The organism is Mesorhizobium tamadayense, from assembly GCF_003863365.1.
GTDB lineage: Bacteria > Pseudomonadota > Alphaproteobacteria > Rhizobiales > Rhizobiaceae > Mesorhizobium > Mesorhizobium tamadayense.
Genome location: NZ_RQXT01000034.1, coordinates 26,477 through 46,677, shown reverse-complemented (window position 1 = coordinate 46,677; position 20,201 = coordinate 26,477). Strand labels below are relative to the sequence as shown.

Here is a 20,201-nt window from a genome sequence, read left to right as displayed (position 1 = left end):
TTCCAGGAAAAGTGTGTCGCGGTTTTCCGTCCGGAATTGCGAAAGGCAAAAAGCCAGAGCGGCAACGGCTCTTTGGATCGCGAGGGTGGCCGGCTATAAAGCAACCGGCCACCCATGCATCAGATGAGAAGACGACCCCCTTGCGGCTGCTAGAGAAATGGACCGACTGGCTCTGCGACGGACGGGTCGGCCCTTTCAGCGCCGCGGTCGCATTCGCCCTTGCATATTGCCTTGTGCAGATCGTGGCGATGACGCTCTTGTCCCACTTCGTGGGCACGAGCGTGGGCGTCGACGACTCCGAACAGTTGATGGCGATGCAGTTCCTCGCGGCTGGCTACGGCAGCTCGCAGCCGCCTTTATACACCTGGCTCGGCATCCTCGCGGCCTCGCTGGTTGGAACCAGCATCCTCGCGCTCAAGATCGTCAAATACGCTCTGCTGGCCGGCGGATTGATCGCCTGCTTCGCCGCGGTGCGCCGCCTGAGCTACTCAAACCGCGCGGCGACCGCCGCCATGTTCGGCCTGCTGCTGTTTCCGCAGATCGTGTGGGAGATGCAGCATGCCCTCACCCACTCGGTCGCGGTTTTTTGTTTTTCCTCACTGCTGCTGCTGGCGGTGGTCGAGCTGCAGAAACGGCGCTCGGCAGCCGCCTATGCGCTGCTTGGCCTGGCGGCGGCCGCCGCCATGCTGTCGAAATACAATGTGGTGATCTTTCTCGCCGCGCTGTTCCTTGCGGCGCTGTCGCTTCGCGAAACGCGTGAGGCGATCTTCGACCGTCGTTTCCTGATCAGCATGGTGGTGGCGATCCTTGCCTGCCTGCCGACATTTTACTGGAGCCTCACGCATCTGGGGGACCTGCTGGCGCACAGCGGGGGCTTGGGCGTCGCCGAGGGCGGCAGCGCAGCAAAGACCTTGTCTCGCGGCATCCTCGGGTTGGGCAATGCGATACTCAATTTCGCCGGGTTGCCGGTCGCGATCTTTGCGGTGGCGTTTTTCCTGGCACGCAAAGAACCCGCACCAACGCCCGAGGCCGCACCGTGGCCGGAGAAGCTGGTCTGGCGGGCGATCGCCTTCGCCTTGCTAATCACGCTCGTGGTGGTGCTGGCGGGCGGCGTGACGCAGTTTCGCGATCGCTGGATGCTTCCCGTATTTGTGCTGCTGCCGGCTGCCCTTGCCATGCGGCTGGATGCGATGGGGGAAAGGGGCAGGAAGACGCAAGCGACGATCGTTTTCGTCGGCGCCGTGATCGCCATATTGGCGCTGCCGGTAAGCTGGTACATGCACGTCCACGGCGGCGACAACCGCGGCAGCATCGTGCGGATTGACTACGCTTCGCTCCAGCGTCAGCTGACCGCCGAGGGGCCGGTCGGCACGGTGGTCTCAAACTGGTTCTGGATCGGCAATCTTCGCTTGGTCGATCCCGATCTCGTCGTGCTCGACGACGAGATACCCGATTTCGCCAAGTCGATCCGCGAGCCCGCAGTGCTGGTGCTGGCGGATGACGAAGAGGCGGCATCGGTCATTTTCGACAGGATCACCGAGGCCGGCTACGTCATGGACACCGTTCATCGGCACATCGCGGTGCCGCAGTTGTTCGGGGGCATGCCGCGCCAGGTGACCATAACGAGGCTGCACAAGATCGGGGCGCCGTAGGGGAACCGCATGGACAAGCAACGCTTTGGCCGGCATCGCAAGATCATGCCGTTCGAGCCGGCCTCGGTCGAGGCGCTGCGCGAGGCTTCCCGCGACAAGGCTGCCGCGCTCAACCAGCATGTGCTGGGCTATGGCGCGCAAGCGGAAACCGAATGGGCGGCGGCAGGCATTGCGGCGCCCGACCTGCCGGCTATGCGCAAATACCGGCTGGACCGAATCCGCGCCGAGCTCAAGCGCCGCGACTATGCCGGCGCCCTGCTCTACGACCCGGTCAACATCCGGTACGCGACAGATTCGACCAACATGCAGCTCTGGGTCGCGCACAATCCGACCCGCCATTGTTTTGTGGCGACAGACGGTCCGGTGGTGCTGTTCGACTATTTCTCCTGCGAGCATCTGTCCGACCATTCCGGCGTCGTCGACGAGGTGCGGCCGGCGGTGTCGTGGATATATCTCTACAGCGGCGAGCTGACCGACCGGAAGGTCCGGCGCTGGGCCGCCGGCATCGCCGACCTTGTTGCCGAGCACGGCGGCGGCAATCGCCGCATCGCGGTCGACCACATCGATCCGGAAGGCCTCGGGGAGCTCGCCCGCCGCGGCATCGCGGTCGGCAATGGCGAGGCGGTGATGGAGAATGCGCGCCTGACCAAGTCACCCGACGAGATCCTCTCCATGCGTCGCGCCATCGTCGCCTGTGAGGCGGCGATGGGCGAGATGGAAGCGGCCCTGAAGCCCGGCATTTCCGAGAACGAGCTGTGGGCGCAACTGCATCGCGGCAACATCGCGCGCGGCGGCGAATGGATCGAGACGCGGCTCTTGTCGTCGGGGCCGCGCACCAACCCGTGGTTCCAGGAATGCTCCTCGCGCATCGTCGAGGACGGCGATCTTGTCGCCTTCGACACCGACCTCATAGGCCCTTATGGCTTCTGCGCCGATCTCTCGCGCACCTGGCTCTGCGGCGACGGGAGGCCATCGAACGAGCAGCGCGACCTGTTCCGCATCGCTGCCGACCAGATCGCTTACAATACCGAGCTGTTGCGGCCGGGCATCTCCTTCCGCGACCTGGTCGAGCGTTCGGCGGTGCCGCCCGGCGATTATTTCCCGACCCGCTACGGCGTGCTCTATCATGGCATCGGACTGGCGGATGAGTATCCGACCCTGCCGCATGCCAGCGACTGGACGGACGACACGCCCGACGGCGTGCTCGAACCGGGCATGGTGCTGTGCGTGGAAAGCTATATCGGCCGGCTTGGCGGGCGCGAGGGCGTCAAGATCGAGGAGCAGGTCTTGATCACCGAGACCGGCAACGAAAAGCTCTCAGCCTACCCGCTGGACGAACGATTGCTTGGCGGTTGAGGCGACAGCCTCGCGCATGGACGCAATCACATCCGCCGGCGTTGTCCTGGCGGTGATGAAGGGCAACCCCTTCCGCCTTGCCGTCCAGCCGACCACTTTCACGCGCCGTGCGGCCGGCTCGAAACGCTGCGCCAACGCCCAGCTCTGGCAGTCGATCGCGGCGATATCGGCCCTGCCCTCGGCGATGGCGACGATCGATGAGCGGTGGCCGCCGCTTTCGCTGCGCGAGGCGAAGATGTCGAGGCTTTCGGCCATCGCCTCCAGGTCGCGCGTCAATCCGTGCAGTCCGGACATCGACTCCGGACTGTTGAAGATGAAGCGCTTGCCGCGGATGAGATCGAGCGGAACGACGGCTTTGCCATCTGCGGGCGACGCAAGCGAGGGCCCGCCATCGGCAAGCATGACCAGCGCGCTGGAATAGAGCTCGCCCTGGCCGCCCTCGAATTCGTCGTAGTTCGGCTGGGCAATCACCTGCACATGCCGGGCCAAACCCAGGTCCATCGGCCCCCAGCAGGTCTGTCCGAAGAGCAGCGCCGGGCTCAGCCAAAGCTGATGGAAATCGAACTCGTCCGGGGGCAATGTCGCCGGGTCCGGCGCGATCAGCTTTCCAGCGCCGTCGCGAATGCCGTCAGGCACCGACGGCAGGTCGCGATTGCTGCGCGCCACAGCTTCCGGCGCATCGATGCCCCTCTGCCGGAAGGCGTCGCGGAGCCGCGCCCATTGTGCGTCGACCTCGCCGCGCATCTCGGGCCAGTCATACATCGGCAAGGCCGCAACCAACTTACTCATGACGAACAGCTTCCAAAAACAGGCGCCCTTCGACGCCTGCGTCCCGCGGCGAAAAAGCAGTCGCGGAAAGTCGAATTATTCCTTGGGCGGCTCAGCCGGCACTGGAGCCGTTCCAAGTCCATTCACATTACGCGCTCTGATGCGCGGCTTGAAGGCGCGGCCGGGCTCGGGCGCGCGCCGCAGCACCGGATGCACAACCGGCTCCTTGGCCTTGAAGGCGTAGGATTTGATCAGCGCGAAATAATTCGGATAGACATAGCCGTTGTTCATCCGCAGCCATTCTTCGCGGCGATCGCGAAACATCTTCGGCAGTCTGTACCAGGCGACCGTCGGGCTCTTGTGGTGCACGAAATGCAGGTTGTTGTTGAGGAATAGGAGGGAGAGCGGCGACCGCTCGACAATGATCGTGCGGCCCTCCGGGTGTTCCGACCACTGATGCTCGGCATAGGTACGGACGGAGATCAGTGACTGGCCGAGCCACACCGGCACCAGAATGTAAAGCCAGAGCGGGATGCCGAAACCATAAGTCACGATCGGCACTAGCAAGGCAAGGCCGACGGCGTGCAGCAACCATGCCCGGCGGATGGCCTTGTCGCCGGCGGCGATCTGCTTCGCATCGTCGATGAAGAAGCCGATCGACGACAGCCATGGGCCGAGGATGAAGCGACCGGCCATGGTATTGTTGATCCTGAGCAGGAATTTCATTGCCGGCGGCAATTCCTCATGCATCCACAGCGCCTGATAATAGCTTTCCGGATCGTCCAGCGGATCGGTCAGCCGCTCGTCGGCATGATGGCGAAGATGGATCGTCTTGAAACGGCGGAACGGCCAGACCATGCCGATCGGCAGGAAAACGACGGCTTCGTTGATCCTGGCATTACGGGTTGGATGGCCATGCACCACTTCATGCATCAGCGAGGATTGCAGGGCCGCGATCAGGGCGAGCGCGCCAAGCGCCAGAAGCGGATAGGAAGGCCAGAGCAGGAAGCCGGTGGCGAGCCAGGCGCCGTAGCAGAAGAATGCGAGGAATACGGTCGGCCATTCCACGGCCGGTGCGCTGCTGCGTCTCTTGCTTATGCCAGTCATGCTATCGACCACTGCCTTCCAGTCGCCGGAACCGGTTTGATTCCTGACAATATTGTGTCAGGAGCCTTCCGTTGTCGCAACGCGACAAAGCGCACAAACTGTTGCGAATGCGCATTTCCAGCCGCATATGTTATATATTGTAAACAATCTTGGGGATTCATTTACGCCTGAGCTGCGATCGGAACGGCCTCGGCGCAAATTTTTCCTCTTCCGAACAGGAGCAGCGTGATGGACAAGCGCGATCTGTCGACGACCTTCCGGGAGCGTCTGAAATTGCTCTTGACACGTTCCGACTTGAACCAGTCGGCCTTCGCGGCCGCCGTCGGCATCGACCGTTCGGCGCTCTCGCAGCTCCTGTCGGGCGCCTCGACGCGCCTGCCCCGCGCCGAGACGCTCCTCAACATCGCGGCCGAGTTCAAGGTGTCGCTCGACTGGCTGCTGGGCTTGAGCCAGGACGAAGGCGTCACCGGCGAGATTCGCGAAAGCCTGGAGATCGAAGAGGCGCCGGACGGCTTCGACCGCACGCTGCTTGCCAAGTGGCATGCCGAGGCGGTCGGCACCAAGATCCGCTATGTGCCGGCGGGCATACCGGACCTCCTGCGCACCGAGGCGCTGGTCGAATACGAGGCCGGCATTGCCAACAAGAGCCGCGAGGCGCAGGCCGGCGAAACGCAGTACCGCATCGACTACAACAGGCGGCCGGAGACCGACATGGAGGTCTGCATGCCGCGCCACACGCTGGAGATCTTCGCGCGCGGTCTCGGCGTCTGGGACCGTTTTCCGGAAGCCGAGCGCCGCAGGCAATTGCTGCACATGGCAACGCTCCTCGACGACCTTTACCCGACCTTCCGGCTGTTCCTCTATGACGGCCGCATGCGCTATTCGATCCCCTACACGATCTTCGGACCCTATCGCGCCGCGATCTATGTCGGCGACATGTATCTGGTGTTGAACGCCACCCAACCGGTCCGCACCTTGACCAGCCATTTCGACAATCTGATCCGCGCCGCCGACGTCAACGCGCATGAGGCGGCGAGTTTCACGCAGAGGCTTGCCGGGATGTCCTTCCCCTCAGGCTCTGTCTGAAGGCTGCGATCATCGTCATGTTGGCATGCGGCCAGCCCGGCCGGCGTCGTCGTTTCAGGGAAACCCATGCAAGAACCACATCGTATCGTCGTTCCTCCGCAATCCGGCCGTTCCGTGCGCGTCAAACGCGGCGATCTGATCCGCATCATCGATCCCCAGGGCCAGCAGGTCTCCGACCTTTGGGCCTTCTCGACCGAAGGCGGGCTCGACTGGCTGAGCACCTCGCAGACCCGCGACATCACCGAGCGCTTGTTCCCGAAACCCGGCGACCATTTCTACAGCGCCGCGGGCAAGCCAATGCTCACCCTGATCGAGGATGCCTCGCCCGGCCCGCATGACATGCTCTACCCGGCTTGCGACAGCGCGCTCTACGAGCGTGCCGGATTGCCGAACCATCCGAACTGCCGCGACAATCTGATGAAGGCGCTCGGCACGGAAGGGATCGAACTGCCCTTCGCGCCCGACCCCGTCGACCTCTTCCAGAACTCCATGCCGCAGCCAGACGGCACGCTGGTGGTCGAAGCCTCGATCAATCCGCCGGGCAGCTATGTGATGCTGCGCGCCGAGCAGGACCTGCTGCTCGTCGTCACCGCCTGCTCGGTCGACCATCATCCGACCAATGGCGGCGTCTGCACCGAGATCGAGGTCGAGATTACTCCCTGACCGTAGAGGCGGACACCCTGATTGCGGCCGCAAACTCATTGACTAGACATAAAGACTTCTTTATATCGTTATCCGAATTCCGGAGCGAAAGCCAAAGCCATGACCGCGACCAACCCCATTGACGCGTTGCTTGCCGAAAAAGGCGTGCTGCTGGCTGATGGGGCCACCGGCACCAATTTGTTCGCGATGGGACTCGAGGCCGGCGAAGCGCCGGAGCTGCTCAACGAGACGTCGCCCGAAACCATCGCCACGCTGCATCAAAATTTCGTCGATGTCGGCGCCGACATCATCCTGACCAATTCCTTCGGCGGCACCCGTCACCGGCTGAAGCTGCATCACGCCCAGGACCGGGTGGGCGAACTGAACAAGCGCGCCGCCGAGATCGCCCGCTCCGTCGCCGACAAGGCCGGCCGGAAGGTGATCGTCGCCGGCTCCGTCGGACCTACCGGCGAGCTGTTAGTGCCGCTTGGCGCCATGACCTACGAGGACGCGGTCGACGCCTTCGCCGAGCAGATCGAAGGCCTCAAGGCCGGCGGCGCCGAAGTCGCCTGGATCGAGACCATGTCGGCGCCCGACGAGATCCGCGCGGCGGCGGAAGCCGCGATCCGCGTCGGCCTGCCCTACACCTATACCGGCTCCTTCGACACCGCCGGCCGCACCATGATGGGGCTGCTGCCGAAGGACATCCACGGCGTCGCCGACGGGCTGTCGCAGCCTCCGCTCGGCGTCGGCGCCAATTGCGGCGTCGGCGCCGCCGACATCCTGGCCTCGCTGCTCGACATGACCGACGCGAAGCCGGAAGCGACCGTGATCGTCAAGGGCAATTGCGGCATCCCGGAATTCCGTGGCAGCGAGATCCACTATTCCGGCACGCCGGAGTTGATGGCCGACTATGTCAGGCTGGCGGTCGATGCCGGCGCCAAGATCGTCGGCGGCTGCTGCGGCACCTCGTTCGCCCATCTTGCCGCGATGCGCCAAGCGCTCGACGGCCACAAAAAGTCGACACGCCCGACGGTCGAGACGATCGTCGAGCGCATCGGTCCGATGCGCAACAAGGCGGCGACGGCAAACACCCCCGAGACCAGCGGGGCACGCCGCGAGCGTCGCCGAAACCGCGCCTAAGCAGGCCTGCTTTATTCGCTGTTTTCGGCGTAACGCGACAGTGCTGTATTGAGGTCGGTAGCGGCGCGACCGCTGTTGTTGCCGGCGCCCATGGTCATCAACGCGCCGGACGCGCGCGGATCGCTTATCTGTTCCAGCATCACGCGGAAGCGATCATTGTTCAGCGCTGAGAGCGCCGTGTTGCGGGCCGCGTCAACGTCATTCCTGATACGCGCGGATTCCGCCGACGGGGCGGACGGCGCTGGCGCCGGAAGGTTGCCCGCCGTCGGTGTCGCGTTCCCCGTGATATGCAATTCCATTCCCTCAAAACCCTCTATCAGCTTTGACTAACAGGAGGGCATTGCGATGAAGTTCCGCAAAAGCCGCGCAATTTAACGATCAACAAAAGTCCGGCGGGTTTTGCCCGCCGGGCTTTCGCTCAATCCGGCCTATGCTATTTGTTGCCGTCCAGCGACGAGGCCAGCCGCACCAGCGACAGGAATTCGGCCCTGTAGCCGAACGGATCGGCGCCGCGGGCGGCGTTGGCGATTTCCAGGATCCGGTCATAGCCGAAATTCGCCGTCTGGTCCTCGTCGCGCAGCTTCTGGCCGAAGGCGGCGACCGCGACCGAGAAGCGCTGGTCGGCGCCAGCCTCGTCGAAGGACGACACCTCGTTGGCGGCGGTCACCGGCGTGGTGATCAGCTTCGAGATGTTCTCGTTCGGCAGCTTGTAGCGGATCTTGACGAAGGCATATTCGCCCGCGTTGGCAACGCCGCCATTGTCGACTTTCGCCTGGCCGTAGCGCAGCGGATCGACCTGCTCGCCGCCGCTGCCCTTCGGCGTGATCTCGTAAATCGCCGTCACCGAATGGCCGGAGCCGATATCGCCGGCATCCACACGGTCGTTGTCGAAATCCTCGCGCTTCAAGGCGCGGGTCTCATAGCCGACCAGGCGGTATTCCGAGACCTTGGCCGGGTTGAACTCGACCTGGATCTTGACGTCCTTGGCGATGGTAAACAACGTCGACGAAGCATCCTCGACCAGCACCTTCTCGGCTTCCGCGAGCGTGTCGATATAGGCGGCCGTGCCGTTGCCGTTCTGGGCGATGGTCTGCATCATCTGGTCGTTCAGATTGCCCCGGCCGAAGCCGAATACCGACAGGAACACGCCGGTCTTGCGCTCTTTCTCGATCAGCCGCTTGAGGTCGTCGTCGTCGGTCTGGCCGACATTGAAATCGCCGTCGGTGGCAAGCATCACCCGGTTGACGCCGTCCCGGACGAATGACTGCTGGGCAAGCTTGTAGGCCTCCTTGATACCGGCCTCGCCGGCCGTCGACCCGCCGGGCTCCAGGTTGTCGATGGCCGAAAGGATCTTCTGCTTCTCAGCCGCCTTCGTCGGCATCAGCACGGTGCCGGCGTTGCCGGCATAGGTGACGATCGAGACGGTGTCGTCGGGCTTCAGCTTGCTGACCAACAGCCGGAAGGCCGACTTCAAGAGCGGCAGCTTGTCCGGCTCGTCCATCGAGCCCGAAACGTCGATCAGGAACACCAGATTGGCCTTGGGTTGCTCGGCCGGCTTCACGTCAAAGCCCTTGATGGCGACATGCATCAGCTTGGTGCGCTCGTTCCACGGCGTCGGCATGACGGTGACGGTCGAGTTGAACGGCGTCGCGGCCGAATCCGGTCCCTTCCAGCCATAGGGGAAGTAGTTGATCATCTCCTCGACACGGACCGTGTCGGGGTCCGGCAGAGCGCCTTGCTTCAGAGAGCGCCGGACGAAGGAATAGGAGGCCGTGTCGACATCGATCGAGAAGGTCGAGACCGGATCCTGGGCGGCCTCGTGCACCGGATTGGTCTTGAAGGTCTCGATGCGGTCGCGGTTTTCCTCCTGCGGCTGCATCTGGTCGGCCGGCATCGGCGAGGGCTGCACCATCAGCTTGGAATCGGCGACGGCGCCAGCAGGCGCTTGGGCGGGCGGCATCGCCGCCATTGGCGCTTGGGCGTTCGCGCGCCCGCCGGTTGCGAGTTGACCGCTCTCCGCCGGCCCCGGCGCGGGCAGCGCCTCGGGCGCCATTTCCTGCTTGGCCAGGCTGTCGACCTCGGTCGCCGGCTTCGGCGGCGATGCCGGCGCGACCTGCGCCTCATCTTCGACACGCCTCTTGCTGTCGGCGTCGGTCTTCTTCTCCTTGGCGGGCGCGGCCGCCAGCGGTTCGTTGGTCGCCAGCCCGTTGGCCGCGGGCTTCTGGGCCGCCGGTTTGTCGGCCAACGTCTCGGTCACCTTACCGTCGTTGCCGCCGATAACGGACGGCTGCTCCTTCAACATCTGAAAAGCGGCATATCCTGCGATGGGCAGCGCAACCAGCGCGGTGATGGCCGGCGTGGCGATGAGTTTCCGTTGCATGATCTCTCTCCAGAGCGTTCTTGCTCGCTCCGTGAGACGAAGGCCTGCTGCCGTTCCTTGGGGGGCGGTCGAAATTTTTTCTTGGCCGTCGAAGGCGTGCATCGCGGTGGCGAAAGCGCGCGCCTTCGCTTCGCCGTCGGGCGCCGGAACTGCGAGGTCGCGCAGCCTTTCGAGTTCGTTGTCGTCGACCATGGTCACACTTCCCCGGCTGAACGCATGAGCATTTTCAGCCGTTTCTTCGCTTCATGGATGTGCCAGGAAACCGTCGTCTCCGAGATCGCCATTACCTCCGCCGCCGCTGCGTGGCTAAGCCCTTCCCCGTAGACGAGCAGTACCGCGTCGCGCTGCTTGTCGGGCAGCATCCGCACCGCTCCCCACAGCGCCTCGGTCGGGTCATGGACTTCCGTCGCCGCAATCAGCGCATAAGTGCCGAAAGCCTCGGTATTGGCGGTGTCGCGCGCCCGCTTGCGCATCATGTCGCGCGCGGCGTTCAGCGTCATGGCGTAGAGCCATGTCGTGAAGGCACCATTGCCCTGATAGTCGCGGATCGCCCGGCCGAGCCGGACACAGACGTCCTGGGCGATGTCCTCGGCGTCTGCCTTGCGGCCGCACCAGCGATAGGCGGCGCGATAGACGAAGCCATAGTGCCTTTCGAGCAGTGTGCCGAAAGCCCCCCTGTCTCCGCCCCTCGCCCGCCCGATCAATTCGGCATCGGAGGCTTCGCTGTCGTCCAGCATCATCGCCGTCATTTGCCTGTTGGACGAAGGCTAATGGCTAATCCTTGGGACGATGGAAAGATCTTTTTTTGCGGAGCCGGTCAGCCCAGCTGACGAGGTGTGTCGAGATTCAGGTCAGGCCGAGCCGAAAGTGGTGGCTTCCGAGAACCGGAGCGGAGCGTACTTGAAGTACGTGAGCACCGGCCTTCGCCGGCCGTAGCCTTAGCTGCCACGCCACTCTCATGTCATGGATGCTTCGACCGGCGAAGGCCGGAAGCGCAGGAGGCCGCCACTTGCAGGCCGGCATCACCTGAATATCGGCACACCTCAGCCCAGTGTTTCGCCGAAAAACGTCGTCAGCCGCTTCCAGTGGCGCTCGGCACCCCCCTCGTCATAGACGCTGTGGTCCTTGATGCACCAGCCATGGCCGACGCCGACATAGTTCTCGATGGTATGATCGACCTCGGCGACCCTGAGCGCCCCGGCCAGCCGCGCCGATTGCTCCGGGGGGAAGCTGCGGCGACGCCGGCGGTGCCAACATAGACGCGCGCCTTGATCGACGCCGCCTTGCGGTGCGGGCTGTCGGCGGCATCGCTTGCCAGATTGCCGCCGTGGAAGCTTGCCGCGGCAGCGATGCGGTCCGGATAGGTCGCCGCCGCATTCAGCGCCCGCGCGCCACCCATGCAGTAGCCGACGACGCCTATCGGCCCGCTGATGCCTTCGGCGGCGAGCGCGTCGAGGAAAGCCGCGCTATCGCGGATGGTCATCTCCTGCGTGGTACCGGTCACCAGCGCCATCAACTTGGTCTTGGTTTCCTCTACCGTGAAGGCAGTCTTGGCATCGAACGGACCATAGGGCGCATTGCGATAAAAAAGATCGGGGACCAGCACGGCATAGCGTTGTCCAGCGAGCCTCTCCGCCATCGCATCGAGCGCCGGGCGCGGCCCGAACGCGTCCATATAGAGGATGACGCCGGCCTTCGTCGCAGCCGCCGGTCGGAAGAGCCCCGCTTTCGCCTTGCCGTCCCTGGTTTCGATCTCGATCTCTTGCTTCGCCATGATGCCCTCTTGATTGTCGCCGAATAGATATCCGGCTGGAGCGACCCGGCAAGACAATCCCGGAGCCCGCCGTTCAAGATTTCGTGCGGACGGCCGTGATCCTACAGCCGGGCAAATGCAGCCATGTGAAAGGCCTGCGCCTCCGGCGGATAGCGATAGTCCGCGCCATAAGGACAGACGTTGCGGTCGAGGCAGCCGCCGGTCCGGCAGGGCGCGCCTGTAGGCCCACGCACATGATCGAGACAGGCTTCATGCGCAAAACCCTGCTCGGAATAGGCATCGACCGGACAGGATTTCATGCAGGGTTTTTCGGTGCATGTGTCGCAAAGGTGAATCGCTGCGTGAGGCTCGGGAAGGAAAATCTCCTCCTCGAACAGCAGCGCTCCGCGATAGGCATGCCAGAGCCCATACTCCGGATGCATGAGGATGCCGAGCGGCGACGGCTTCAACCCTTCCGCCCGCGTCGCCCATTGCTGGAACGGCAGATAGGGCCGATCGGAGGGTGACACCGCGCGGGCGCCGAACTCTCGCGCGACCGCGCCGATCACCTCGCGCGACCATGTGTCGAGCGGATTGGCGACAGGGCGCGGCTGCCTCCCGAGCCAGCGCTGGAAATGCGGCCAGGGTGCGGCGCCAGCCTGCCCGACCAGCAGAGCTGAGCTTGCCGGGCTGCCGGAAGCTCCGCCCGGTGCTGCTTCGTCGCCGTCAAAGCGGAAGCCGCCGCGAAGGATCAGTCCATGGGCAGCTAACGCGGCCGCGATTCCATCAATCGTGCCGCGCGAAACAATCATCCCTTCCGGTCCGGGTCGGAGAACGCGCTCCGCCAGACTTCCTTGTGAATGATGTTGGCGACTTTAGCCCGGCCTGACTCGGGCTCCTTTCAAGTGAAGGCGTCGGGCATCGAGCCCTTCTTCCTGGCGATGAAGTCCTTCAGCGCCTCGTCGATGGCGGGATCGAGATGCGGCGCTTCATAGCTTTCCAGCCAGCGGCGGGCGAGCTCGTTGGCGCGCTGCGGCGCGGTCTTCTCGCCTTCGGCCAGCCATTGCTCGTAGGAATTGTTGTCGGCGATGTTGGAGCGATAGAAGGCCGTCTGGAAGTTCGCCTGCGTGTGGTCGCAGCCGAGATAGTGGCTGCCCGGACCGACCTGGCGGATGGCATCCATCGCCTGGCCGTTTTCCGACAGGTCGACGCCCTCGGAGAACTTTTGCGTCATTCCGAGCTGGTCGATGTCCATCATGAACTTTTCGTAGCAGGAGGCGAGACCACCCTCGAGCCACCCGGCCGAGTGGAGCACGAAATTGGTGCCGGCGAGGATCGTCGAGTTCAGCGTGTTGGCGCTCTCATAAGCCGCCTGCGCATCCGGGACCTTCGAAGCGCAGAGCGAGCCGCCGGTGCGGAACGGCAGGCCGAGCCGGCGCGCGAGCTGCGCTGCGCCATAGGACACCAGCGACGGTTCCGGCGTGCCGAAGGTCGGCGCGCCCGACTGCATCGAGATCGACGAGGCGAAGGTACCGAACAGCACCGGCGCACCAGGACGGATCAGCTGCGTGAACGAGGCGCCGGCCAGCACCTCGGCCAGCACCTGCGTCAGCGTGCCGGCGACCGTCACCGGGCTCATCGCACCGGCAAGGATGAACGGCGTGACGATGCAGGCCTGGTTGTGACGCGAATAGACTTTCAGCGCGCCGAGCATCGTCTCGTCGAACACCATCGGCGAGTTGGCGTTGATCAGGCTGGTCAGCACAGTGTTGTTCTCGACGAAGTCGTCGCCGAACACGATCTTGGCCATGTCGACGGTGTCCTCGGCGCGCTCCGGCGCCGTCACCGAACCCATGAACGGCTTGTCCGAATATTTGATGTGGCTGTAGACCATGTCGAGATGGCGCTTGTTGACCGGCACGTCGACCGGCTCGCACACCGTGCCGCCCGAATGATGGATCGACGGCGCCATATAGGCGAGCTTCACGAAATTCTGGAAATCCTCGAGCGTCGCGTAGCGCCGGTTGCCGTCGAGGTCACGCACGAAGGGCGGGCCATAGACCGGCGCGAACACCGTGGCGTTGCCGCCGATCTGCACCGAGCGCTCGGGATTGCGTGCGTGCTGGGTGTAGATCGAAGGCGCGGTCTTCAAGAGCGAGCGGCAGAGCCCCTTGGGGAAATGCACACGCTCGCCCTTCACGTCCGCGCCGGCTTCCTTCCACAGCGCGAGCGCCTCTGCGTCGTCGCGGAAGATGATGCCGATCTCTTCCAGGACCGTGTCGGTGTTCTTCTCGATCAGCGCCAGGCCTTCCTCGTCGAGGACCTCATAGACGTTGATCTTGCGCTTGATGTAGGTGAGCTGGGTGCCCGGACCGCCGCCGGCGCGCGCCGCGCGTCTGGCCGCCGCGCCGCCGCTGGCACCGCGTCCGCGTCGGCCGCCCGACGCTTCCTGCTCGACTGCCGCGTTATCGCTCATGATCGTTCTTCCTTAAGATTTGGCCCGAATTGGCTTGCGGCCCATCAGAGCCGCCGCTTCTTGCCGGATCGTAGTCATGCACCCTATTGGAAACGGCCCGCCAGCGCCAACGCCTGTCGCAAAATCGACAAGAAAAGCGGCAACTTTTCAGTCGCTTTCCTTTTGCGGGAAGTCGCAAATCAGCTATGGCTACCCAGCCCTCGCGGGTTAGGTATTGGCCCATCGATTTTTAAGCTGCAGCGAGCATTCCGAGCTGCAAGGAGCCCGAGGAAAAATGGCCGACGACGAGATCATCCTTTCCGAGCTTTCCGACGACGAGCTCGTGCAGCAGATGCACGACGACCTTTATGACGGCCTGAAGGAAGAGATCGAGGAAGGCACCAACATCCTTCTCGAGCGCAACTGGGCGCCCTACAAGGTCCTGACCGAGGCGCTGGTCGAAGGCATGCGCATCGTCGGCGAGGATTTCCGCGACGGCATCCTGTTCGTGCCGGAAGTGCTGCTCTCGGCCAACGCCATGAAGGCCGGCATGGCCATCCTGCGTCCGTTGCTTGCCGCCACCGGGGCGCCCAAGCAGGGCAAGATGGTGATCGGCACCGTCAAGGGCGACATCCACGACATCGGCAAGAACCTCGTCGGCATGATGATGGAAGGCGCCGGCTTCGACGTCATCGACCTTGGCATCAACAACGCGGTCGAGAAATATCTCGACGCCATCGAGCAGCACCAGCCGGACATCGTCGGCATGTCGGCGCTGCTCACCACCACCATGCCCTACATGAAGGTCGTCATCGACACGATGAAAGAAAAGGGCATCCGCGACGACTATGTCGTGCTGGTCGGCGGCGCGCCGCTCAACGAGGAATTCGGCAAGGCCGTCGGCGCCGATGCCTATTGCCGCGACGCGGCGGTGGCGGTCGAGACCGCCAAGAGCTACATGAAGCGCAAGCACAACGTTCGCGCTTCCGCCTGATACCAAGGCATACAACATGGGCCGACAAGAAAAGCCGCGCCTTGCAGCGCGGCTTTTTTGTTCCCAGATGATGGAGGATCTGCGTGCGGATCAGGGCTTGGTGACGGTGTCCTCGACCGCCTTGGCCGTCGATTTGACGTCCCTGCCGACGCCCCGGACGGTGTTGGCGCAGGCCGTGAGAGCAAGCGCGCAGGCGAGAATGGCGACGGGGCCAAGGCGCAGCAGTTTCATGGACAGGTGTCTCCCTCGTTTAACAAATTCGATCCACCGCCGGCTCAGCTGAATTGATGGCCAAGATGCAAAAAACGCAACCGAATCAAGCAGACAGGCTTCTGGTCATTGCCTGCGGGATGATTGCGCGTGAAGTTCTGGCCGTCAAGCAGCAGCTCAAGCTCGACCATCTGGAACTGACCTGCCTGCCGGCCGAGTTCCACTTCTATCCGGACCGCATCGCGCCGGCCATGGACAAGGCGATCGAGAAGGCCAAGGCGGAAGGTTATCGGCGCATCTTCGTCGGCTATGCCGATTGCGGCACCGGCGGCTTGCTCGACCGCGTCATCGAAAAGCACGGCGTCGAGCGCATGGCCGGCCCGCATTGCTTTGCCTTCTACCAGGGGATGGACGCCTATGCGAAGGTCGCCGACGACGACATGATGTCGTTCTACATGACCGACTTCCTCTGCCGTCAGTTCGAGGCATTCTTCATCAAGCCGCTCGGCCTCGACCGGCATCCCGAACTGATCAAGGACTATTTTGGCAACTACGAGAAGCTGATCTATCTAGCCCAGACCGACGATCCCGAACTCGACAAGGTCGCCGAGAAGGCCGCCAAAATGCTCGGCCTCGCCTACGAGCGGCGGCCGACCGGCTATGGCGACCTGACGGGCGAGTTGGCACGGGCGGCAGCCAGCTGACCAACTGACCAAGGGGGAATTCCGATGCATGCCCGGCCTTTGCTTCTGTTTGCGTGCCTGAGCCTCTGCACTATCGTGCCCGCTTACGCCGATGGCGAGGTGCAGAAGCTGATTACTGCCGCCACAAGGCGCGGCTCGACAAATATGGCGAGACGCGCAAGGCCGCGCTTGACGAAGCGAAGACTGGCGACCCGGCCGAGGTCGGAGAGCTCGATGGGTTGCTCGCCAGGCCGTTGGTCGCTTTCTCCGACAAGGACCTGACCGGCAATTGGAAATGCCGCGCCATCAAGGCCGGCGGCTTGAGCCCGCTCGTCATCTATGGCTGGTTCAAATGCAAGGTGATCGACGACGGTTCCGGCTGGCGGCTGCAGAAGATCAGCGGCTGGCAGCGCACCACGGGCCGCTTCTTCGACGACGGCGAGAAGCGCGCGATCTACCTCGGCTCGTTCTCGGTCAATGACGACAAGGCCAAGCCCTATGGCAGCGGCCCCGAAAGCGACCAAGTCGGCTACGCCTTCCGCAACAGCGCTACCGAATGGCGCATCGAATTCCCCGCGCCCTATTATGAATCGAAGCTCGACATCATGGAATTCAAGCGCTGACGGCTCACCAAGGATTAACCCGCCCGCCCTAGCATGCGCCCGATGTTGAGAGCGGGTGCTTGCCATGGCAGCGTCGGAATCCAGTCCGCGACAGATTGTGGTCGTCACCGAGGGCGGTCCGCATATCTGGGCCATCCTCAACGTCATCGCCGATCGCGTCGGCCCTGTGAGCGTCATCCTCGAAACCCCTGAATCCAAAAAGCGTTTGCTGCTTGGCCGGGCGCGGCGCCAGGGCTGGATCTCGGCCATCGGCCAGCTCGGCACGATGGTGCTGACCAGGCTCGGCAAGCGGTTCCTTGCCGGCCATACCGCGCGCTTGGTCGCCGAGGAGAAACTCGAGACGGAGCCGCGGCAAGGGCAGGCGATCATCCATGTACCTTCCGCCAACGGGTCGGAATGCCTTGAGGCGATCGGGAAGATCAAGCCGGGCGTCGTGCTGCTTGCCGGCTGCCGGCTGCTGTCGAAAGACACACTCGCGAAGATGCCTTGCCCGGTGCTCAACTATCATGCCGGCATTGCCCCGAAATATCGCGGCATGAATGGCGGCTACTGGGCGCTGGCTTCCGGCGACGCGCAGAATTTCGGCACCACCGTGCATCTGGTCGATGCCGGCGTCGACACCGGCGGCGTGCTGAAGCAGGCGCGCGGCAAGCCAAGACGTGGCGATACAATCGCCAGCTACGCGTTGCGGCAGGCGGCATTCTCGCGCGATATCTGTGTCGAAGCGGCGAGCGATGCGCTGACCGGAAAGCTCGCGACGATCGATCCCGGCCTGCCGTCGAAGCAATGGTATCACCCGACCATTTGGTTCTATCTTTGGACCGGCCTTACGAAAGGCATCTGGTAGACTCGGTCAACACTGTCGTCTCTATGCCATTCTCCTACAGAAAGTGAGTTCTGCCGATGTCCGACACGGCCAGTGTCAGTATCCGTGTCACCTCTGATGAACGTGAGATTCTTCGAGCTGCTGCCGGCAAGCGCGCACCAATCTTAGCGACTTCATCCGGCGCAAGGCTGTGGAAGCCGCCGAAATGGAGGTGCTGGACGGGACTGTCGTGACGATCCAAGCTGGCGAATGGGAGAGTTTGAGGAGTGGGCAACGTCTCCGCCAAAGACCCTTCCCAGACTGCCAAGGCTCGCTGAATCACGGCCAGTGTGGCAGGACTGACAACTCCCCGGTCCCTTGCTATCGACGACGGAGACGCCTCCGTGCTTGCAACGAGATCAGAGATTTTCACCTTTCTTTTTGCGACGTCCAATAGCGTCGCTTTTGAAGGCGCGCGCGTCGTCCCATAACAAGCGGCCCAAGGGCGCATGCGGCAATGCTCGCAGCATCAAGGAGCAAGAGTTTCATGGCCGATCTGATTGTCGTCTATTGGCGCGACATTCCCGCACAGGTCATCGTCAAGAAGGGCCGGCAGAACGCCAAGCGCGAGCTGCCGCTGCGCTTCACCGAGGCGATCGACATGTGCGCCATGCGCACCGGGGCCGGCGGCACCGACGATTATCTCGCCGAATGGCGCAAGGCCGATCCGGTTCCGGTCGGCGACGACATCGAGGCCGAGGTCGAGAAGGCATACAACGAGATCGACGCGAAATATGACCGCGAGCGGCTGGTCGCTCTGGTCAAGGCGGGCGGAAAAGAAAATGTCTGAAAAACAGCCGGCGGTTACCCAGGCCACCCTGGTCAAGAAGGCAGCGCCGAAATCCGACTACAAGCCGGCGGACGTGTCGCCGCAGCGGCGCGTCCAGCGTTCCTTTGCGGTGCGGTTGTGGTCGGTGCGGCATTCGCGATTGCTCGAATGGTTCTATAGCAGGTTCGCGGACGCGTTTTTGCTCCTCCATCCGCTGTGGAAGGGCATCGGCTATGGCCGCGTCGAAGCCCCGATCAAATTCGTCGAGAAGCGCGTCAAGGGCTTCATGTTCGACTGCCGCATGTGCGGCCAATGCGTGCTGTCCTCGACCGGCATGTCTTGCCCGATGAACTGCCCGAAGCAACTGCGCAACGGCCCTTGCGGCGGCGTGCGCGCCAACGGCAATTGCGAGGTCGAGCCGGACATGCCCTGCGTCTGGGTCAAGGCCTGGGAAGGCTCGCGCAACATGGTGCATGGCGACAAGATCCTGGACGTGCAGAAACCCGTCGATCAGTCGCTGCGCGAGACCTCGGCATGGCTCAGGGTTACCGCGCAGGCCGCCGCCGCGCGTGAAGCCGCGCAGAAGCCGCAGAACAACGGAGCTTCGGCATGATCGCCCGCCAGCTTGACGAGAACCCGGCCGGCATCCACCTGCCGCTCGATCCCCTGCCCGGCCATTCTTCGCGCGGCCGGCTGGAGCGCGTGCTTCGGCGCGGCGAGTTCGCGGTGACGACCGAGCTCAACCCGCCAGACAGCGCCGATCCGGAAGACGTCTACAACCGCGCCAAGATCTTCGACGGCTGGGTCGACGCCATCAACGCGGTCGACGCCTCGGGCGCCAACTGCCACATGTCGTCGGTCGGCATCTGCGCGCTGCTCACCCGCATGGGCTATGCCCCGATCATGCAGATCGCCTGCCGCGACAGGAACCGCATCGCCATCCAGGGCGACGTGCTGGGCGGCGCCGCGATGGGCGTCGCCAACATGCTGTGCCTCACCGGCGACGGGGTGCAAGCCGGCGACCAGCCCGGCGCCAAGCCGGTGTTCGACCTCGACTGCATGTCGCTGCTGGAGACCTGCCGCATCATGCGCGACAACGGCAAGTTCCTGTCGGGCCGCAAGCTGACGACGCCGCCGCAGATATTCCTGGGCGCTGCGATCAATCCTTTCGCGCCGCCTTACGATTTCCGCCCCCACAGGCTGGGCAAGAAGATCGCCGCCGGCGCGCAATTCGTTCAGAGCCAGTACTGTTTCGACGTGCCGATGTTCCGCACTTACATGCAGAAGGTGCGTGACCTCGGCTACCACGAAAAATGCTTCATCCTGTGCGGCGTCGGCCCCTTGGCCTCGGCAAAGACGGCCAAGTGGATCCGGTCCAACGTTCCGGGCATCCATATTCCCGATGCAGTCATCAAGCGGCTCGAAGGCGCGCAGGACCAGAAGAAGGAAGGCAAGCAGCTCTGCATCGACATCATCAACGAGGTGAAGGAAATCCCGGGCGTGTCCGGCGTCCATGTGATGGCTTATCGCCAGGAGGAATATGTCGCCGAGATCGTCGATGAATCGGGCGTGCTGAAGGGCCGCCAGCCGTGGAAGCGCGAAATCCGCCGCGACGACCAGCTGGTTGCTAACCGGCTCGACCACATACTGCACGACGAGATTACCGAAACCCAGGTGGACATGGTGAAGACCGCGCATTGAGGCGCGGGCGAAAA

At 63.6% G+C, this 20,201-nt stretch carries 19 protein-coding genes and 2 pseudogenes; 12 read left to right on the top strand and 9 right to left on the bottom strand.

Annotated features, from left to right (window positions below):
- The first annotated feature begins 248 nt into the window (after nt 1-248).
- Nucleotides 249-1,652: an ArnT family glycosyltransferase gene (locus EH240_RS24005; RefSeq protein WP_245436329.1), complete on the top strand. Its 1,404-nt coding sequence runs from the start codon at nt 249-251 to the stop codon at nt 1,650-1,652.
- Between the two features lie 9 nt (nt 1,653-1,661).
- Nucleotides 1,662-3,008 (top strand): M24 family metallopeptidase, encoded by a 1,347-nt coding sequence (locus EH240_RS24000; RefSeq protein ID WP_125003239.1) that lies wholly within the window; start codon nt 1,662-1,664, stop codon nt 3,006-3,008.
- Here EH240_RS24000 and EH240_RS23995 read toward each other — a convergent pair.
- Nucleotides 2,970-3,797, bottom strand: a complete 828-nt coding sequence (locus tag EH240_RS23995) for a phosphate/phosphite/phosphonate ABC transporter substrate-binding protein (RefSeq protein WP_125003237.1) — start codon at nt 3,795-3,797, stop codon at nt 2,970-2,972. The two genes, EH240_RS24000 and EH240_RS23995, sit on opposite strands and share 39 nt — an antisense overlap.
- 75 nt (nt 3,798-3,872) lie before the next feature.
- Nucleotides 3,873-4,883 (bottom strand): fatty acid desaturase, encoded by a 1,011-nt coding sequence (locus EH240_RS23990; protein ID WP_125003235.1) that lies wholly within the window; start codon nt 4,881-4,883, stop codon nt 3,873-3,875.
- 228 nt (nt 4,884-5,111) lie between these two features.
- On the opposite strand from EH240_RS23990, the gene EH240_RS23985 reads away from it, so the two are divergent.
- The 3 genes from EH240_RS23985 (at nt 5,112) to bmt (ending at nt 7,754) form a co-directional block, all read left to right on the top strand.
- A complete protein-coding gene (locus EH240_RS23985) occupies nt 5,112-5,969 on the top strand; it encodes a helix-turn-helix domain-containing protein (protein WP_125003233.1) in 858 nt (285 codons plus the stop codon).
- A 66-nt stretch (nt 5,970-6,035) separates the two neighbouring features.
- A complete protein-coding gene (locus EH240_RS23980; RefSeq protein WP_125003231.1) occupies nt 6,036-6,632 on the top strand; it encodes a DUF1989 domain-containing protein in 597 nt (198 codons plus the stop codon).
- A gap of 99 nt (nt 6,633-6,731) precedes the next feature.
- A complete protein-coding gene (gene bmt / locus EH240_RS23975) occupies nt 6,732-7,754 on the top strand; it encodes a betaine--homocysteine S-methyltransferase (protein ID WP_125003229.1) in 1,023 nt (340 codons plus the stop codon).
- 11 nt (nt 7,755-7,765) lie between these two features.
- Here the strand turns inward: bmt and EH240_RS23970 are convergent, their stop codons facing one another.
- The 6 genes and pseudogenes from EH240_RS23970 to EH240_RS23945 form a co-directional block, all read right to left on the bottom strand.
- Nucleotides 7,766-8,053: a hypothetical protein gene (locus tag EH240_RS23970; RefSeq protein WP_125003227.1), complete on the bottom strand. Its 288-nt coding sequence runs from the start codon at nt 8,051-8,053 to the stop codon at nt 7,766-7,768.
- 134 nt (nt 8,054-8,187) lie between these two features.
- Nucleotides 8,188-10,326, bottom strand: coding sequence for a vWA domain-containing protein (locus EH240_RS23965; RefSeq protein WP_125003225.1), 2,139 nt, complete (start codon nt 10,324-10,326; stop codon nt 8,188-8,190).
- 2 nt (nt 10,327-10,328) lie between these two features.
- The gene (locus tag EH240_RS23960; RefSeq protein WP_125003223.1) at nt 10,329-10,883 is read right to left on the bottom strand and encodes an RNA polymerase sigma factor; all 555 of its coding nucleotides are present in this window, start codon (nt 10,881-10,883) and stop codon (nt 10,329-10,331) included.
- Nucleotides 10,884-11,177: 294 nt separating this feature from the next.
- A pseudogene (locus EH240_RS23955) lies at nt 11,178-11,908 on the bottom strand (dienelactone hydrolase family protein).
- 101 nt (nt 11,909-12,009) lie between these two features.
- Complete coding sequence (locus EH240_RS23950; protein ID WP_125003221.1) at nt 12,010-12,699, bottom strand: hypothetical protein; 690 nt, start codon at nt 12,697-12,699, stop codon at nt 12,010-12,012.
- An 89-nt stretch (nt 12,700-12,788) separates the two neighbouring features.
- Nucleotides 12,789-14,363 carry a trimethylamine methyltransferase family protein gene (locus EH240_RS23945; protein ID WP_125003219.1) on the bottom strand — a complete coding sequence of 525 codons (1,575 nt, stop codon included), beginning with the start codon at nt 14,361-14,363 and terminating at the stop codon, nt 12,789-12,791.
- A 274-nt stretch (nt 14,364-14,637) separates the two neighbouring features.
- On the opposite strand from EH240_RS23945, the gene EH240_RS23940 reads away from it, so the two are divergent.
- A complete protein-coding gene (locus EH240_RS23940; RefSeq protein ID WP_125003217.1) occupies nt 14,638-15,336 on the top strand; it encodes a corrinoid protein in 699 nt (232 codons plus the stop codon).
- A 90-nt stretch (nt 15,337-15,426) separates the two neighbouring features.
- On the opposite strand, the gene EH240_RS23935 is transcribed toward EH240_RS23940, so the two are convergent.
- Nucleotides 15,427-15,567: an entericidin A/B family lipoprotein gene (locus EH240_RS23935; protein ID WP_125003215.1), complete on the bottom strand. Its 141-nt coding sequence runs from the start codon at nt 15,565-15,567 to the stop codon at nt 15,427-15,429.
- A gap of 56 nt (nt 15,568-15,623) precedes the next feature.
- Between EH240_RS23935 and EH240_RS23930 the strand changes: the two genes are divergently transcribed.
- The 6 genes and pseudogenes from EH240_RS23930 to EH240_RS23900 all read left to right on the top strand — a co-directional run bounded on the left by EH240_RS23930 (nt 15,624) and on the right by EH240_RS23900 (nt 20,187).
- The gene (locus tag EH240_RS23930) at nt 15,624-16,250 is read left to right on the top strand and encodes a DUF1638 domain-containing protein (RefSeq protein ID WP_125003214.1); all 627 of its coding nucleotides are present in this window, start codon (nt 15,624-15,626) and stop codon (nt 16,248-16,250) included.
- 24 nt (nt 16,251-16,274) lie between these two features.
- Nucleotides 16,275-16,852, top strand: a pseudogene (locus EH240_RS23925) (DUF4893 domain-containing protein).
- 64 nt (nt 16,853-16,916) lie between these two features.
- The gene (locus EH240_RS23920) at nt 16,917-17,699 is read left to right on the top strand and encodes a formyl transferase (protein ID WP_125003212.1); all 783 of its coding nucleotides are present in this window, start codon (nt 16,917-16,919) and stop codon (nt 17,697-17,699) included.
- Between the two features lie 505 nt (nt 17,700-18,204).
- A complete protein-coding gene (locus tag EH240_RS23910) occupies nt 18,205-18,507 on the top strand; it encodes a virulence factor (protein WP_125003211.1) in 303 nt (100 codons plus the stop codon).
- Nucleotides 18,500-19,099 (top strand): methylenetetrahydrofolate reductase C-terminal domain-containing protein, encoded by a 600-nt coding sequence (locus tag EH240_RS23905; protein WP_125003209.1) that lies wholly within the window; start codon nt 18,500-18,502, stop codon nt 19,097-19,099. Before EH240_RS23910 ends, EH240_RS23905 begins: the two co-directional genes overlap by 8 nt.
- Nucleotides 19,096-20,187: a methylenetetrahydrofolate reductase gene (locus EH240_RS23900; protein ID WP_125003207.1), complete on the top strand. Its 1,092-nt coding sequence runs from the start codon at nt 19,096-19,098 to the stop codon at nt 20,185-20,187. Before EH240_RS23905 ends, EH240_RS23900 begins: the two co-directional genes overlap by 4 nt.
- Nucleotides 20,188-20,201 lie beyond the last annotated feature (14 nt).